The sequence below is a fragment of the Streptomyces sp. NPDC031670 genome, from assembly GCF_055580545.1.
Genome location: NZ_JBVILC010000015.1, coordinates 104609 through 120116 on the forward strand (window position 1 = coordinate 104609; position 15508 = coordinate 120116).

General features: G+C 74.4%; 15 protein-coding genes and 1 other RNA gene. 7 read left to right on the forward strand and 9 right to left on the reverse strand.

Annotated elements, in window-relative coordinates:
• Positions 1–5 precede the first annotated feature (5 nt).
• The 3 genes from ACZ5ID_RS26065 to ACZ5ID_RS26075 all read right to left on the reverse strand — a co-directional run bounded on the left by ACZ5ID_RS26065 (position 6) and on the right by ACZ5ID_RS26075 (position 2390).
• Complete coding sequence (locus ACZ5ID_RS26065) at positions 6–329, reverse strand: nuclear transport factor 2 family protein (protein WP_468902436.1); 324 nt, start codon at positions 327–329, stop codon at positions 6–8.
• Positions 330–449: 120 nt separating this feature from the next.
• Positions 450–853, reverse strand: an RNA gene (rnpB, locus tag ACZ5ID_RS26070) — RNase P RNA component class A.
• Between the two features lie 100 nt (positions 854–953).
• Positions 954–2390 carry an RNB domain-containing ribonuclease gene (locus ACZ5ID_RS26075; protein ID WP_468902439.1) on the reverse strand — a complete coding sequence of 479 codons (1437 nt, stop codon included), beginning with the start codon at positions 2388–2390 and terminating at the stop codon, positions 954–956.
• A 401-nt stretch (positions 2391–2791) separates the two neighbouring features.
• Here ACZ5ID_RS26075 and yaaA point away from each other — a divergent pair, with 401 nt between their 5' ends.
• Both yaaA and eda read left to right on the forward strand, forming a co-directional pair.
• Positions 2792–3592: a peroxide stress protein YaaA gene (gene yaaA / locus ACZ5ID_RS26080; RefSeq protein WP_468902442.1), complete on the forward strand. Its 801-nt coding sequence runs from the start codon at positions 2792–2794 to the stop codon at positions 3590–3592.
• A 62-nt stretch (positions 3593–3654) separates the two neighbouring features.
• On the forward strand, positions 3655–4275 hold the full coding sequence (gene eda / locus ACZ5ID_RS26085; protein ID WP_468902445.1) for a bifunctional 4-hydroxy-2-oxoglutarate aldolase/2-dehydro-3-deoxy-phosphogluconate aldolase: 621 nt from the start codon (positions 3655–3657) through the stop codon (positions 4273–4275).
• Between the two features lie 75 nt (positions 4276–4350).
• Here eda and ACZ5ID_RS26090 read toward each other — a convergent pair whose 3' ends face one another.
• From ACZ5ID_RS26090 to ACZ5ID_RS26100, 3 genes are read right to left on the reverse strand one after another with little or no spacing between them, the layout of a single operon-like run.
• Positions 4351–5592, reverse strand: a complete 1242-nt coding sequence (locus ACZ5ID_RS26090; RefSeq protein ID WP_468902448.1) for a bifunctional RNase H/acid phosphatase — start codon at positions 5590–5592, stop codon at positions 4351–4353.
• A complete protein-coding gene (locus tag ACZ5ID_RS26095) occupies positions 5592–6335 on the reverse strand; it encodes a zinc ribbon domain-containing protein (protein WP_468902645.1) in 744 nt (247 codons plus the stop codon). Before ACZ5ID_RS26095 ends, ACZ5ID_RS26090 begins: the two co-directional genes overlap by 1 nt.
• Positions 6332–7183: a Nif3-like dinuclear metal center hexameric protein gene (locus ACZ5ID_RS26100; RefSeq protein WP_468902451.1), complete on the reverse strand. Its 852-nt coding sequence runs from the start codon at positions 7181–7183 to the stop codon at positions 6332–6334. The genes ACZ5ID_RS26095 and ACZ5ID_RS26100 overlap by 4 nt, the downstream gene beginning before the upstream one ends.
• Positions 7184–7410: 227 nt before the next feature.
• Here ACZ5ID_RS26100 and ACZ5ID_RS26105 point away from each other — a divergent pair, with 227 nt between their 5' ends.
• Positions 7411–8520 carry a hypothetical protein gene (locus ACZ5ID_RS26105; RefSeq protein ID WP_468902453.1) on the forward strand — a complete coding sequence of 370 codons (1110 nt, stop codon included), beginning with the start codon at positions 7411–7413 and terminating at the stop codon, positions 8518–8520.
• A 68-nt stretch (positions 8521–8588) separates the two neighbouring features.
• Positions 8589–8747, forward strand: a complete 159-nt coding sequence (locus ACZ5ID_RS26110) for a hypothetical protein (protein ID WP_468902454.1) — start codon at positions 8589–8591, stop codon at positions 8745–8747.
• Between the two features lie 94 nt (positions 8748–8841).
• On the opposite strand, the gene ACZ5ID_RS26115 is transcribed toward ACZ5ID_RS26110, so the two are convergent.
• The 3 genes from ACZ5ID_RS26115 to ACZ5ID_RS26125 form a co-directional block, all read right to left on the reverse strand.
• Complete coding sequence (locus ACZ5ID_RS26115) at positions 8842–9801, reverse strand: 3-oxoacyl-ACP reductase (RefSeq protein WP_468902456.1); 960 nt, start codon at positions 9799–9801, stop codon at positions 8842–8844.
• 45 nt (positions 9802–9846) lie between these two features.
• Positions 9847–10923 carry a Zn-dependent alcohol dehydrogenase gene (locus ACZ5ID_RS26120; RefSeq protein ID WP_468902457.1) on the reverse strand — a complete coding sequence of 359 codons (1077 nt, stop codon included), beginning with the start codon at positions 10921–10923 and terminating at the stop codon, positions 9847–9849.
• 63 nt (positions 10924–10986) lie between these two features.
• On the reverse strand, positions 10987–11841 hold the full coding sequence (locus tag ACZ5ID_RS26125) for a MaoC/PaaZ C-terminal domain-containing protein (protein WP_468902458.1): 855 nt from the start codon (positions 11839–11841) through the stop codon (positions 10987–10989).
• Between the two features lie 700 nt (positions 11842–12541).
• Between ACZ5ID_RS26125 and ACZ5ID_RS26130 the strand changes: the two genes are divergently transcribed.
• Genes ACZ5ID_RS26130 through ACZ5ID_RS26140 form a run of 3 tightly spaced genes read left to right on the forward strand, consistent with a single transcriptional unit; the run spans position 12542 to position 15491 of the window.
• Positions 12542–13489, forward strand: coding sequence for an ABC transporter ATP-binding protein (locus tag ACZ5ID_RS26130; protein WP_468902461.1), 948 nt, complete (start codon positions 12542–12544; stop codon positions 13487–13489).
• Positions 13489–14214 (forward strand): ABC transporter permease, encoded by a 726-nt coding sequence (locus ACZ5ID_RS26135; protein WP_468902464.1) that lies wholly within the window; start codon positions 13489–13491, stop codon positions 14212–14214. Before ACZ5ID_RS26130 ends, ACZ5ID_RS26135 begins: the two co-directional genes overlap by 1 nt.
• Positions 14215–14267: 53 nt before the next feature.
• Complete coding sequence (locus tag ACZ5ID_RS26140; RefSeq protein WP_468902648.1) at positions 14268–15491, forward strand: sensor histidine kinase; 1224 nt, start codon at positions 14268–14270, stop codon at positions 15489–15491.
• Positions 15492–15508: the final 17 nt, after the last annotated feature.

Genomic DNA, 15508 nt, shown 5'->3' on the forward strand with positions numbered 1-15508 from the left:
ACCGCTCAGGCCTGCCCGGTCTCGAACCGGCCGACCTTCCCGTCCTGGACGTCGAAGCGCCAGGCGGTCCGCATCTCGCCCCAGGTGTCGTTGCGGTAGGAGGCGACGAGCGAGCGCCCGCCGTCGCTCTCCGCCTCGACGTCCATATGGCCGTTGCTGGAGAAGACCTCCCGCTCGGTCCAGTCGGCGACGTCCCGGTCGGAGCCGTCGTCGGACATGGTGGCGCCGGGGGCGAGCACGGCCTGGAAGGCGGCGCGGTCCCCGGCGTTGAGCGCGGTGACGAAGGCGCGGACGGCGGGGTCGCTGAGCTGGTCGACGGGGACGGACACGGAGCTCCTCCGGATGCTTGGCGGGACCACGGCGCACGTCCGCATCCGCGAACGGCTCGTCCCCCAGCTCACCCCATCCCCACGGGCCCCGCCACCGGTCGGGGCGCGGCGGGTGAGGGGCAGACGAGTCGGGCTGTACGCCGGGTTCTGTCGCCCGGTCGCCTCGCGGCGGCCGGGGAGACGGCCATCCATCTAGGACCGGTGTTGCCACCGGCCTCGTGCGGTCTACCCGCGGACTCGGGCGGGCAGCCCTCGAACGTCCGCGCAGAGCCGCTTTTCACGGCGGCTCCTCTTGACCTTGCTCCGGGTGGGGTTTACCTAGCCGCCTGAGTCACCCCAGGCGCTGGTGGTCTCTTACACCACCGTTTCACCCTTACCGGGGACCGAGGTCCCCGGCGGTCTGTTCTCTGTGGCACTGTCCCGCGGGTCACCCCGGGTGGGTGTTACCCACCACCCTGCCCTGTGGAGCCCGGACGTTCCTCGGGAGGATCCGAGGATCCCCACGCGGCCGTCCGCCCGGCTCGTCTGCCGTGCCGACCATGCTACCTGCCGGCCGGGCCCCTCCCGCCGCATCCGGCCGCCGCATCCGCCCGCCTCGTCATGTCCCGTCTTTCCCGCCCTGTCTCAGACCGGGCCGAACTCCACCTTCGCGGTGCCCGGGTCGGCCCGGGTGAGGCGGACGCGGAGGGACTCGCCCAGCGGGAGGGGCTCGGTGGTGCGGACCGGGGCCACCACGGCCGGGTCGCTCAGATGGACCGTGCCCGCCGTCGGCTCGTCGTCCTTGATGTCGACGACGGTCGCGTCGAAGACCTCCCCTACGCGGTCCTTGAGCAGGGCCGCCTCCACGAGGTCGACGCACTCGCGCTCCACCGTGTTGGCCCGGCGGGCGCCCTCGGCCATCACCTTGGGGAGCGCGTCGAGCCCGTCGCGTACCCAGGCGGGGATGTCGGCGCCGGCGACCGCCGCGAGGCAGAGCTCGGCGGCGTACCGGTCGACGAGGCGGCGCAGCGGCGCGGTGCAGTGCGTGTACTCGTCGGCGACGGCGGCGTGGATCGCCGGGCGGGGGATGTTCCCGCCGGTGAAGACGGTGTACCCGGCGCCGCGCAGCAGCGTCGTGCACTCCTGGAGGAACGCGGCGTGGTGCGGGTCGCGGGGGTCCAGGGAGCGGATGACCTGGGCGTACGGGACGTGGTGCGGCCAGTCGATGCCGAGCGCCACGGCGGAGCGGCGCAGCCGGGCGACGGCGCCGTCCGGGGCGCTGGGCAGGGTGCGCAGTACCCCGGTGCCGTACGCCAGCATCAGATCGGCGGCGGCGATGCCGGTGAGCAGGGAGATCTGGGCGTTCCAGCCGTCGGCGGGGAGCGGGGCGCGGTAGTCGAGCCCGTACCGGCCGTCGCGCTCGACGATCTCCTGCTCGGGGACGTTGAGCGAGATCCCGCCGCGGGCCACCTCCTGCTCCTCGCGCAGCCGCCCGATGTCCGCGAGGAGGGCGAGGGACGGCTCGGCGGTGCCGTCGTCGATCTGCCGCTGCACCGACTCGTAGTCGAGTTTGGCCCGGCTGCGGACGAGGGCCCGCTCGACGTGGGTGGCGGTGGCGGCCCCGTGGGTGTCCAGGTCGATGGTCCACAGGACGGCGGGGCGGACCCGGCCGGGGAGGAGGCTGGCGGCGTCCTCGGAGAGTACGGGCGGGTGGAGCGGGATGCGCTCGTCGGGGAAGTAGAGCGTGGTCACCCGGCGGTGGGCCTCGGTGTCGACGGGGCCGCCGGGGTCGACGAAGGCGGCGACGTCGGCGATGGCGTAGTGGACGCGGTAGCCGCCGCTGGCCCGGCGGGTGAGGTGCATGGCCTGGTCCAGGTCCATGGAGGCGGGCGGGTCGACGGTGAAGAAGGGGAGGTCGGTGGCGTCGCGGACGGGGAGGCGGGGGTGGCCTGCGGCGCGGTCCGCGTCGGCGAGGACGTCCGGGGGGAAGTTCTCGGGGAGGGCGAGGGTGGTGCGGAGGTCGCGCAGGGCGGCCCTCAGCGGGTCGGCTGGGCCGGTCATGTGGAGGTGACGGCGGGGCATGCACCGAGCGTAGGCCGGGCCCGGATGCTCGGCCTCTTTTCACGTCCCCGGGCTACGCCCCAACCCCCTCGCTCCGGGCTGCGCCCAGGCTTTCACCCCCACCCCGCCCCTTCCCGAAAGCCCTGGGCGGGCGGCCAGGTGTCCTGTCTGCGGGCCGGTGGTGGGTTGCTCGCGCAGTTCCCCGCGCCCCCAAAACAAGCCACCTCCAGCGCACCCCACCCACCCCCAAGGGGGCCGCAGGCCCCTTTCAGGGGCGCGGGGAACTGCGCGACCGGGCACCCAGCAACCCGCACGCCAGCGACGGGCCCCCGGCCCCCTCCCAGGGTTTGGGGAACCGGCGGTGTAGGGGCTTAATCTGGGCCGGGGCCGTCCCCCTCCCCGCCCACCCCCAAGGAGACCCCGTGCTCGTCCTGCTCCCCCCCTCCGAAGGAAAGGCCGACGGAGGACGCGGGACCCCCCTCAAGGAAGAGACGCTGGCGCTCCCCGCCCTGCGGCCCGCCCGCGCCGCCGTTCTCGACGAGCTCGTCGAGCTGTGCCTCGCGGACGAGGACAAGGCGCGCGAGATCCTCGGCCTCAGCGAGGGCCTGCGTGGCGAGATCGCCAAGAACGCCTCGCTCCGCACCGCCGGCACCCGCCCCGCCGGGGAGATCTACACCGGCGTCCTCTACGACGCCCTCGGCCTCGCCACCCTCGACCCCGCCGCCAGGCGCCGCGCCGCGAAGTCGCTGCTCGTCTTCTCGGGGCTGTGGGGCGCCGTCCGCATCACCGACCGCATCCCCTCGTACCGCTGCTCGATGGGTGTGAGGCTGCCGGGGCTCGGCGCGCTGGGGGCGTACTGGCGCGGCGTCATGGACCCGGTCATGACCGAGGCCGCCGGGACCGGTCTCGTCCTCGACCTGCGCTCCTCCGCCTACGCCGCCGCCTGGAAGCCCGGCGGCGAGGTGGCCGGGCGGACCGCGACCGTACGCGTACTGCACTCCCGGATCGTCGACGGCGTCGAGAAGCGCTCGGTCGTCAGCCACTTCAACAAGGCCACGAAGGGACGGCTCCTGCGGGACCTGCTCTCGGACGGCGCCGCCCCCGCCGACCCGGCGCGGCTCGTGGAGGCCCTGCGCGACCTCGGGTACGTGGTGGAGTGCGCCCCGCCAACCAAGGCCGGCAAGCCGTGGGCGCTGGACGTGGTCGTGGAGCAGATCCACTGACCCCCGTTGCGCAGGGTGCAACGCTCGTTGCGCCCTGCGACACCCCCCGGCAGGATGCCGGTATGACCTCCGTCCTGGACCTCGCCCCCGTCGTCCCCGTGGTCGTCCTGGACGACGCCGCCGACGCCGTACCGCTCGCGCGGGCCCTCGTGGCGGGCGGGCTGCCGGCGATCGAGGTGACCCTGCGTACGCCCGCCGCGCTCGACGCGATCCGGGCCATCGCGGACGGCGTCCCCGGGGCCGTGGTCGGGGCCGGGACCGTGGTGTCGGCGGCCGGGGTCGAACAGGCCGCGGCGGCCGGGGCGCGTTTCCTGGTCAGCCCGGGCTGGACCGCCGGCCTGCTCGACGCGATGACCGCGTCCGGGCTGCCGTTCCTGCCCGGCGTCGCCACCGCCTCCGAGGTGGTGGCGCTCCTGGAGCGCGGGATCGGCGAGATGAAGTTCTTCCCGGCCGAGGCGGCGGGCGGCACGGCCTACCTCACCTCGCTGGCCGGACCGTTCCCGGCCGCCCGCTTCTGCCCCACCGGCGGCATCTCGCTCGCCTCGGCGCCCCGCTATCTGGCGCTGCCGAACGTGGGCTGCGTCGGCGGTACGTGGATGCTGCCCCCGGACGCGGTCGCCTCGCGGGACTGGGGGCGGGTGGAGACGCTGGCCCGGGAGGCGGCGGGGCTGGGGCCGCGGTGAGGGGGCGTTCGGCCGCGGATCGCCGGGGGTTCACCGCGCCCCCGGGCAGTCCGCAGCCCAACGGCCGCTCGCCCCTCAGCGCAAGTGCGCCGTGTCGTTCAGCAGCCGCACCGAAGCGTTGCCGTCCCCGTAGTACGCCACCGCCGACAGCGACGCCGCCGACAGCTCCATCCGGAACAGGGACTCCGGCGGCGCGCCCAGGGCGAGCCGCACCAGCGTCTTGACCGGGGTCACATGCGTGACCAGCAGGACCGTACGGCCCGCGTGGGCGGTGAGCAGCCGGTCCCGGGCCGCCGAGACGCGCCGCGCCACCGACGCGAAGCTCTCGCCGCCGCCCGTCGGCGCGGCCTTGGGCGAGGCGAGCCAGGCGTCGAGGTCGTCCGGGTGGCGCTCACGGACCTCCGCGAAGGTCAGCCCCTCCCACGCCCCGAAGTCCGTCTCGCGCAGGCCCTCCTCGATCCGTACGTCCAGACCGAGGCGGCCCGCGACCGCCGCCGCCGTCTCACGGCAGCGCCGCAGCGGGGAGGAGACGACCGCCTGGATGGTGCCCCGGGCCGCGAGAGCCGCCGCGACCTGCTCGGCCTGGCGCCGGCCCGCGGCCGACAGTTCCGGGTCGGTGCCGCCGCTGCCGGAGAACCGCTTCTCCGGGGTGAGCGCCGTCTCGCCGTGCCGCAGCAGGACGAACGTGGTGGGCGTGCCCAGGTCGGGCGCGCTCCACCCGGCGGCCGGGGCCGCACTCGCACCGCGGGCGGGGGCCGGGACGGTGGCGACCGCGGCGGCCGGGGCCGCGAGAGCCGCCCGGGCCCGTGCCGCGCCCGCCGCCGCGTCCCCGACGACCCGCGCCGCGTCCGTGTCGGCGGGGCCGGCGGAGAGTGCCGCCGTGGAGGCCGCCGGCTCCCACTGCCTGCCGCGCTTGCCCGCGTCCATCGCCTCGTTGGCGAGCCGGTCCGCGTGCTTGTTCTTCTCGCGCGGGATCCACTCGTACGTGACCTGCCCGGCCGGCAGGATCCGGGCGGCCTCGGCCGCGAGCGGCTTCATGTCGGGGTGCTTGATCTTCCAGCGGCCCGACATCTGCTCGACGACCAGCTTGGAGTCCATCCGGACCCGCACCTTCGCCCCCGGGTCCAGGGCCTTGGCGGCCTTGAGCCCGGCGATCAGGCCCTTGTACTCGGCGACGTTGTTGGTGGCGACACCGATGTACTCCGCCGCCTCGGCCAGCGTCTCGCCCGTCACCGGGTCCAGGACCACCGCGCCGTAACCGGCCGGTCCCGGGTTGCCCCGGGAGCCGCCGTCGGCCTCGACAACGAACTGCCGCACTACAGGCCCGACTCCGCCGTACGGACCAGGATGCGGTTGCAGTTGCCGCACCGCAGCACGGTGTCCGGGGACGCCGCCTTCACCTCGTTGACCTCGGTGATGTCGAGCTCCAGCCGGCAGCCCTCGCACTTGCGCTGGTAGAGCCGGGCCGCGCCGACGCCGCCCTGCTTCTCGCGCAGCTTGTCGTAGAGCTTCAGCAGGTCGGCCGGGACGACGGCGGCGACGACCTCGCGCTCCTTGGCGACCTCGGCGGCCTCCGCGTCCAGCTGCTGGACGGCGGCGTCGCGGCGGGCGGTGGCGTCGTCGGTCCTGGACTGGACGGAGGAGACCCGCTCGGTGAGCTCGGCGACCCGCTCCTGGGCGGACTCGCGGCGCTCCATGACCTCCAGGACCACGTCCTCCAGGTCGCCCTGGCGCTTGGCCAGCGAGGCGATCTCGCGCTGGAGGGACTCCAGGTCCTTGGGCGAGGAGACGGCGCCCGAGTCCAGGCGCTGCTGGTCGCGGGCGGCGCGCTGGCGGACCTGGTCGACGTCCTGCTCGGCCTTGGTCTGCTCGCGGGCGGTGTCGCTCTCCTCGGTCTGCGCGGCGACCAGCAGGTCGCGCAGCTGCGTGAGGTCCTTGGTGAGCGACTCGATCTCGGCGTGCTCGGGCAGCGACGCCCGCTTGTGGGCGAGCTGCGACAGGCGTGCGTCGAGGGCCTGTACGTCGAGGAGGCGGATCTGGTCGGCGGGCGCGGCGTTCAGTTGGGGGCTCCAGAAGAGTGGTGGGATGACCAGGGGTCGGTGACCGTCTTCGAGACGTGGACCCGCAGGTCCCAGCCATGGCGGTCGGAAATCTCGTCGAGCTGTGCGGCGGCCTGCTCGCACCAGGGCCACTCGGTGGCCCAGTGGGCGGCGTCGATCAGGCCCAGCGGGCCGGAAGCGGCGGACACCGCCTGGGTCGCCTCCGACACCGGGTGGTGGCGCAGGTCGGCGGTGAGGAACGCATCGGCTCCCGACGCCCGTACGGCGTCGAAGAGGGAGTCGCCCGAGCCGCCGCTGACCGCGACGGTCCGCACCAGGGCCCCGGTGTCGCCCGCGACCCGGATGCCCTGCGCGGTGGCGGGCAGCCGGGCGGCGGCGCGGGCGGCGAACTCGCCCAGCGTCATCGGGTGGTCCAGCTCGCAGATCCGGCCCAGGCCCCGGCGCCCCGAGGGGTCCGTGGCGTCGGGCACGAGCGGGCGGACGACCCGGATGTCCAGGGCGCCCGCGAGGGCGTCGGAGACGCCGGGGTCGGCGGTGTCGGCGTTGGTGTGGGCGACGTGCAGCGCGATGTCGTGCTTGATCAGGGTGTGCACAACCCGGCCCTTGAAGTGGCCGGCCGCGACCGTCGTCGTCCCGCGCAGATAGAGCGGGTGGTGGGTGACGACCAGGTCGGCGCCGAGCTTCACCGCCTCGTCCACGATCTCCTGGACCGGGTCGACGGCGAACAGCACGCGCCGGACCTCGGCGTCGGGGTCGCCGCAGACGGTGCCGACCGCGTCCCATCCCTCGGCCCGCTCGGGCGGCCAGAGGGCGTCGAGTGCGGCGATGACTTCAGACAGACGGGGCACGGGGACAGGTTACCCGCGCTCCGGGCCCCGCCCACCATGGCTTCCGCCCCACCCGCCCCGGCGAACGCCCCGGACACGTCCCGCCCGGCCCGCCCCGCACTGCACATCCCTCGCCCCTCCCACCGGGGAATCGCCCGATGGCCATCCTTTGGTGTGAAGCGGGTGGTCTCGTGTTGTTCGGCAGGAAGTGCGAAAACTAGCTTCTTGGGCCGGAGGTGAGCCATCTCATGACGGCCTTGGCCATCGAGACCGCTGCCGGGAACGGCGACGCGGTCCGGCAGAGCGAGTTCACGATCACCGCGGACGGTTCCTACGCGGCCCGCCTGGTCCGGGCGCCGGGCGGGGACGACCGCTGGTTCCCCGAGCGGTGGACCCTCGACGGACCCGAGCCCTACGCGGTGCCGCTGCCCGGCAACCAGCCGGAGGACCCGGACGCCTCGGTGCTGCCGATGGGCGACGGGCGGGTGCTGATCCACCGCCGGATCGCGGACCGGGACGCCTTCGCCCTGCTGTATCCGACCGGCCCCGGCACCGGCGAACTCGCCCTCGGCACGGTCCCCCGCGATCCGCTGCGGCGGCTGGCGCTGCTGCCGCCGTCCCCGAACGGCAGCTGTGCGTACGCGCTGGCGGCCGGCCCCGAGGACAGCACGCTCTGGCTGGTGGCGGGCGGCGCCTTCGGCCCCGAACCCGTCGCCACCCTCAAGGGCCGCTGCTCGGGCGGTGTCTGGCTGGACCGCACCGGGCGGATGCTCGCGGTCGACCGGGAGCTGGACGGGCGGACCAAGGCGGTCGCGGTGGACCTGGAGCGCGGCGGCGAGGTGACCCCGCTCCTCCAGATCACCGAGGAGAGCGAGGACCGGCTGCTGCTGGCGGACCCGGACACCGGTCTGCTGCTGCTGCGCTCCGACGCCCCCGGCCACGACCGGCTCGGCTGGGGCGTGCTCGGCTCCACCCTGCCGGTCCGCTTCCCCGAGTGCCTGCGGCTCGCGGACGCGGCGGTGACGCCGTTCGCCGTGCAGCCGGGACAGGTGCTGATGCCGGAGAGCTGCGCGGTGGCGCTGCGGATCGACGCGGCGGCGGGCACCTGGCTGGGGCTGTGGCGCCCGGCGGGCCGCCGGCTGCACCAGCTGGCGGCGCCCGGCGGGTGGCTGGCGGGCTCGGGCCTGTGGACGCGGGACGGGGTGCTGCGGCTGCCGTGTACTACGCCCGCGGCGCCCTGTTCGGTGGCGGCGGTCCCGGCTCCGGCGGACCTCCCCCGGCCCGCCCCCGTACCGCTGAAGCCGCGGGTCCCCCGGCCCGTACCGCTCGCGCAGGCACCGCTGACCGGCCGTCAGTAGGCCGGGAGCGGCTGGTTAAGATCCACGGCGAACGCAAGGACGAAAACACAACGGGGTGACTGCACCACATGTCCGAGACACTGACCGCCGTGTCCGCCGAAGCCATGACGGACGCGGGCGGCCACGGCCGGCACCGGGGCGGCGCCGCGGTGACCGAGGAGCCGACCGCCGAGGGCCACGGCCGCCACCGGCGGGGCGACGGCGACGGGGGCCGCGACGGCCGCTGACGCCGGCGAAGAGGGGTGAAGGGCCCGGGGAACGGTCGGTCCCCGGGCCCTTCACGCATGACCGGGGTGCCCGGCCGCCCGTTCCCTCGAATCGCTAGCCGCGTTTGAGGCCGAGGACCTCCGCCGCCGCGAAGGTCTCGTTCGCCGGGCGGTCGGCGTAGTACGGCGTGAGCAGCTCGTCCAGTTCGCCGTACGAGAAGGTCTCCTTGGCGGCGTCGAACTTGGCGGCCACCTTCGGCCGCTCCACGACCGCGACCATCCCGCCGTGGACCACCATGAGCTGGCCGTTGACGCGGACGGCGGCGGGGGACGCCAGATAGCCGACGAGCGGTGCCACGTGCTCGGGCGCCAGCGGGTCGAGCCGGCCCTCCCCCGGCTCCTCGCCGCCCGGACCCGCGGGCATGGCGGCGAAGACGTCCTCGGTCATCCGGGTGCGGGCGCGCGGGCAGATGGCGTTGGCGGTGACGCCGTACTTGGCGAGGGCCAGGGCCGTGGAGGTGGTGAGGCCCACGATCCCGCCCTTGGCGGCGGCGTAGTTGGGCTGGCCGGCGGAGCCCGCGAGGAACGCCTCCGAGGAGGTGTTGACGATCCGGCCGTAGACGGCGTGGCCGGCGGCCTTGGACCGCTCGCGCCAGTGGGCGGCGGCGAAGTGGGTGGTGTTGAAGTGGCCCTTGAGGTGGACGTGGATGACCGCGTCCCACTCGGACTCGGTCATGGAGAAGATCATCCGGTCTCGCAGGATGCCCGCGTTGTTGACCAGGATGTCCAGTTTGCCGTACCGCTCAATCGCCAGCGCGACCAGTTCCCGGGCCTGTTGGTGGTCGGCGACGTCTCCGGTGTGGGCGACCGCCGCGCCGCCCGCCGCGCGGATCTCGGCGGCGACCTCCTCGGCGGGGCCGGACGAGGCGGCGCCGGTGCCGTCACGACCCGGCTGCCCGAAGTCGTTGACGACGACGGACGCGCCCAGCCGGGCCAGTTCCAGGGCCTCGGCCCGGCCCAGGCCCCGCCCGGCGCCGGTGACGATCGCGCTGAGCCCTTCCAGTGGCAGTGCCATCGGTCGACCGTGTCCTTTCGGGGATGCGGTGGATTCAGAGCTGATTCAGAGGGTGATGCTGGTGCGCAGGGCCTCGCCCGTGCGCATCTGGTCGAGGGCGTCGTTGATCCCGGCGAGCGGCACCCGGTGGGTGATCAGCCGCTCCAGGTCGATCCGGCCCGCCCGCCACAGCGCCACGGCCCGCTCGTAGGAGCGCAGCACGTCGCCGCCGCCGTACAGCGAGGGCAGGATCCGCTTCTCGTCGAAGAACAGCTCGAACATGTTGAGCGGGAAGAAGTCGTCCATGGCGCCCGCGCCGACCACGCACAGCGTGCCGCCGCGCCGGGTCGCGCCGTAGGCGGTGCGGGCGGTGGCGGACTTGCCGACGACCTCGAAGACGTAGTCGAAGCCCTCGCCGGCGGTGATCCGCTGCTTGGCGTCGTCGAGTTCGCTGGGCGAGACGGCCTCGGTCGCCCCGAAGGTGAGCGCGGCCTCGCGCCGGGAGGCCACCGGGTCGACGGCGACGATCTGCGCCGCGCCCCGGACCCGGGCGCCCTGGATGGCGGAGATGCCGACCCCGCCGCAGCCGATGACGGCGACCGACGAACCGGCCTCCACCCGCGCGGTGTTGATGGCGGCGCCGAGGCCGGTGGTCACCCCGCACCCGATGAGCGCGGCGATCTCGTACGGCACGTCGTCGGGGATCGGGACCGCGCATCCGGCGGCGACCACGACCTCCTCCGCGAAGGTGCCGGTGCCCGCGAAGCCGAAGACCTCCACGCCCGGCCGCCTGAAGTTGGGGGTGCCCGCGTTCATGAACCCGGCGAGGCAGAGGTGGGTCTGGCCGCGCCTGCACGAGGCGCAGACACCGCAGGCGGGCAGCCAGCACACCAGGACGCGGTCGCCCGGGGCGAGCGAGGTGACGCCGTCGCCGACGTCGAGGATCTCGCCCGCGCCCTCGTGGCCGGGGACGAAGGGGGCGGGCTGCGGTAGCACGCCGGACATCGCGGAGACGTCGGAGTGGCACAGCCCGGTCGCGCGGATACGGATGCGCACCTTCCCGGGCCCGAAGCCCACCGCCTCGACGTCGTCGAGCACATCGAGCTTGTCCTGGCCGATCTCGTGCAGTACGGCTGCGCGCATGGTGCGGCTCCTTGGATCAGGCGGTGGAGACGTGACCTGAGGCGTGTGACCTCCGGCGTGACCTCAGACGTGTTCGACGAGCGTGTCGGAGAGCACCGGGGCGTCGTCGCGTTCGACGGCCGTCACCGACACCTGGACACGGCCCGGCGCGGCCCACATCCGGATACGCAGGGTCTCGCCCGGGTGAACGACGCCGGTGAAGCGGGTGGTGTACGAGCGGACGCGGGCCACCTCGCCGCCGAGGAGCGTGTCGACGACGGCCTTGAGCGTCATGCCGTACGTGCACAGCCCGTGCAGGATCGGCCGGTCGAACCCGGCGAGGGCGGCGAAGTCGGGGTCGGCGTGGAGCGGGTTCCAGTCGCCGGAGAGCCGGTACAGCAGCGCCTGGTCCTCGCGTACCTTCCGCTCGACGGTACGGTCGGGGGCGCGCTCGGGCCGCTCGGTGCGGGCGGAGGGGCCGCGCTCGCCGCCGAAGCCGCCTTCGCCGCGTACGAAGATCTGGGCGTCGCTGGTCCACAGCGGCCCCTCGTCGTCGGCGGCCTCGGTACGCAGCACCAGGACGGCGGCCTTGCCCTTGTCGTAGACGGCGGCCACCTTGGAGGTGGAGAGCGCCTTGCCGCGCACCGGGATCGGGCGGTGCAGGACGATGCCCTGGCCGCCGTGGAGTACGGCGGCGAGGTCGATCTCGATGCCGGGGGCGGAGAGGCCGCCGACCACGCCCATGCCGGCGCCGGCGACGGTGGCGAAGGAGGGGAGCACGTGCAGCCGCGACTCCAGGGTGTAGCGCAGCTCGTCGGGGTCGGTCGCCGGGACGCCCGCCCCCAGTCCCAGGTGGTAGAGCTGGATGTCCTTGTGATCCCAGACGATCTCGGTGGACCGGGGCTCGGCGGCGAGCGCCTTGGCGACGTCGATGGGCATACGGGAGCTGCTCCTGCTCTTGGGGGTGGGAAGACCTCGGCGCGGCCGTCCGCACCGTCGGCCGCGCCGAGGCCGCCGGGGGGTCGGCTCGGAGCCGGTATCTAGAACGCGTTCTAGGCTTGATGGGGCCTATGTATAACGCAGCGGCGAGCAATAGGGAACAGTTCTGACGTGCCGTCAGGTGCGGCCGGGGTCCGCCTGCGGGCCCTGATGTGCCCGGGGTTCGTCTGCGGGCCGGTGGGTGGTTACTCGCGCAGTTCCCCGCGCCCCTGAAGGGCCCGGAGGTCGGCTGCCGGTCGTGGTGGGCTGATCGCGCAGTTCCCCGCGCCCCTCAAAGGCCCGGAGGTCGGCCGCCGGTCGTGGGTGGTTGCTCGCGCAGTTCCCCGCGCCCCTCAAAGGCCCGGAGGTCGGCCGCCGGTCGTGGTGGGCTGATCGCGCAGTTCCCCGCGCCCCTCAAGGGCGGGGCCTGCGGCCCCTGTCCTCTCGGCGCCGGGTCACCCCAACCCCCCAGGGGCGCGGGGAACTGCGCGACCAGCCACACCCGACCCGCAGACAAACCCCGGGCCTAGAAGGGGCGCGGGGAACTGCGCGAGCAACCCCACCGGTCCGCAGACGAACCCCGGGCCGGGACATTTGTCCTGGGTGACCCCGTACAAGAACATCTGCCACCCACCCCCGCCGCATCCGTAGCGTCAGCCGTATGACGCACACCCCGCCAACCCCCCGCCCCGCCCCCGCCATCCGCTTCACCGGCGTGACCAAGGCCTATGGCCACGTACGGGCCGTCGACGGCATCGACCTCGACATCGCCCGCGGCGAGACCGTCGCCCTGCTCGGCCGCAACGGCGCCGGGAAGTCCACCACCATCGGCCTGCTGCTCGGTCTCGACGAGCCGGACGCGGGCGAGGTGCGGCTCTTCGGGCGGACGCCCGAGCGCGCGGTGCGGGCCGGGCTCGCGGGCGCGATGCTCCAGGAGGGGCAGCCCATCCCCCGCGTCACCGTCCGCGAGCTCGTCGCCTTCGTCGGCTCCACCTATCCCGAGCCGCTGCCCGTCGACGAGGCCCTCGCGCTCGCCGGGCTCACCGAGTTCGCGGACCGCCGCGTCGACAAGCTCTCCGGCGGCCAGGCCCAGCGCGTCCGGTTCGCGGTGGCCGTCGCGGGGGCGCCCGCGCTGCTGGTCCTGGACGAGCCGACCGCCGCGCTCGACGTCGAGGCGCGCCGCGCCTTCTGGGACGCGATGCGCACCTACGCGCACCGGGGCAACACCGTGCTGTTCTCCACCCACTACCTGGAGGAGGCGGACGCCAACGCCGACCGGATCGTGGTCGTGGACCACGGCCGGGTCGTCGCCGACGGCCCCGGCGAGCGGATCAAGCGCGCGGCTGGCGGCAGCCTGGTCTCCTTCGATCTGGCGGGCGGCCCCAGCGCCGGCCTGACCGCGCTCCCGGGCGTCGTCTCGGTCGAGGTGCGCGGCGACCGCGCCCGGCTGCGCACCGACGACTCCGACGCCACGGTCATGGAGCTCGCCCGGCTCGGCGCGGTCCGGGGCCTGGAAGTCGCCCCGGCCAGCCTGGAGGACGCGTTCCTCTCCCTCACCTCCGCCCTCACCTCCGCCGTCGGCCCCACCCGCGAGAGCGAGACCGTCTGATGCCCGGCTACGTCATCCTCGAAATCCGCCGCACCTTCCGCGACGCCTCCTTCGTCCTCTTCGGCATCGGCATGCCGGTGCTCATGTATCTGCTCTTCACCAACATCGGCTCGGGGGACGGCGATTCGGCCGACTGGAAGGTCGCCTCGATGGTCGGCATGGCCGCGTACGGCGCGCTCGGCGCATCCCTGAACGCGGGCGGCGCCGTCGCCTCCGACCGGAGCGCGGGCTGGCTGCGCCAGTTGCGGATCACCCCGCTGACGCCGTCCCGGGTGGTGGCGGGCCGCGCGGTCAGCGGCTCCGCGACCGTGCTGCCGGCGGTCCTGGCGGTGCTCGCGGCGGGCGCGCTGGTCAACGGCGTACGGCTGGCCGTCTGGCAGTGGGCGGCGCTGGCGCTGCTGCTGTGGGCCGGGGCGCTCCCCTTCACCCTGCTGGGCCTCGGCAACGGCTACCGGCTGAGCCCGCAGGCCATGGGCGTGGTCAATGTGGCGTGTCTGATGGGGCTCGCGGTGGTCGGCGGGCTGTGGTTCCCGCTCTCCTCGTTCCCCCACTGGCTCGCCTCCGTCGCCGCGTACACCCCGGCGCACCGCTTCGGTGACCTCGGCTGGGCGGTCTCGAACGGCTCGGCCCCCGGGGCGGGGACGGTCGCGGTGCTCGGCGGCTGGCTGCTGGCGTTCGGCTCGTACGCCGTGATCTCCTACCGACGGTCCGCGAGGACGGTGTGAGCACGATGAACGGGGAGAACGAGACTGTGGCACGACTTCTGCCGAAGGGCCCGGTGCGGGCGGCGGCCGACGCGCGGGCGAAGAAGGGCTGCGACCGCGACGCCGATCTCCCCGGCCCCCCGGCCAGCGCGTACACGCTGCTGCCCTGGCTGCTGATGGGCCTGGGCGCGTTCTCCAGCCTGGTCGAGGGCACGACCCCGAACCCGTGGATCGGCGGCACCGGTCTGCTGGCCTTCAACTCGCTCTACGTCACGGTCGCCTTCCGCGCCTTCGTCAAGGAGAAGCGGGAGAGCCGCTCCACGCTCGCCGTCCTGGCCGCGATGGCCGCGATCACCTACGGCCTGGCCATCTCCTACGGCGGCACCTGGCTGTTCTTCTTCCCGCTGCTCTCGCTGGCCTGCGGCGCGGTGCTGCGGGAACGGAAGCTGGGTCTCGCCGTCATGGTGCTGGCGTCCTCGGCGGGCGCCATCTCCGGCATGGAGGCCGGGGAGGTGTGGGACAACGTGACCATCGCGTACGGCACGTTCCTCTCCGGCATGGTCACGGCGGCGGTCCTCTCGCTCTCCCAGACCGTGCGCGAACTGCGCGACACCCGCCAGGAACTGGCCCGTACCGCCGTGGAGAAGGAACGTCTCCGCTTCTCCCGCGACCTGCACGACCTGCTCGGCCACACGCTGTCGGTGATCGTGGTGAAGTCGGAGGCGGCCCGCCGCCTCGCCCCGCGCGACCTGGACGCCGCGCTGGGCCAGGTCGCCGACATCGAGTCGGTCGGCCGCCAGGCGCTCACCGAGATCCGCGAGGCCGTCACCGGCTACCGCGAGGGCAGCCTCGGCACCGAGCTGGACCGGGCCCGCTCGGCGCTGCTCGCGGCCGAGGTCGAGCCGGTGGTGCGCCTGTCGGGGCCGCCGCTGCCCTCGCAGGTGGAGGCGCTGCTCGGCTGGGTGGTACGGGAGGCGGTCACCAACGTCGTACGGCACAGCGGCGCGACCCGCTGCGAGATCGTGGTCGACGGCGCGCCCGAGCGGGTACGGCTGAAGATCACCGATGACGGGCGCGGCGTACCATCCGTACAGCCCGCGGCCCCCGGCCCCCGGATCGGCGGCACGGGTCTGAAGGGTCTCACCGAACGCCTCGCGGCGGCCGGCGGCTCACTCGACGCGGGCCGCGGGCCGCGCGGCGGCTTCCAGGTGAGCGCCGAGCTCCCGGTCGACCCGGCCGACGCCGCGCTCGAAGCCGAGCTGGGGCTGGGGACGGAACACGGGGCCGTACACGGATGACGGCCCGCACGAGGGGA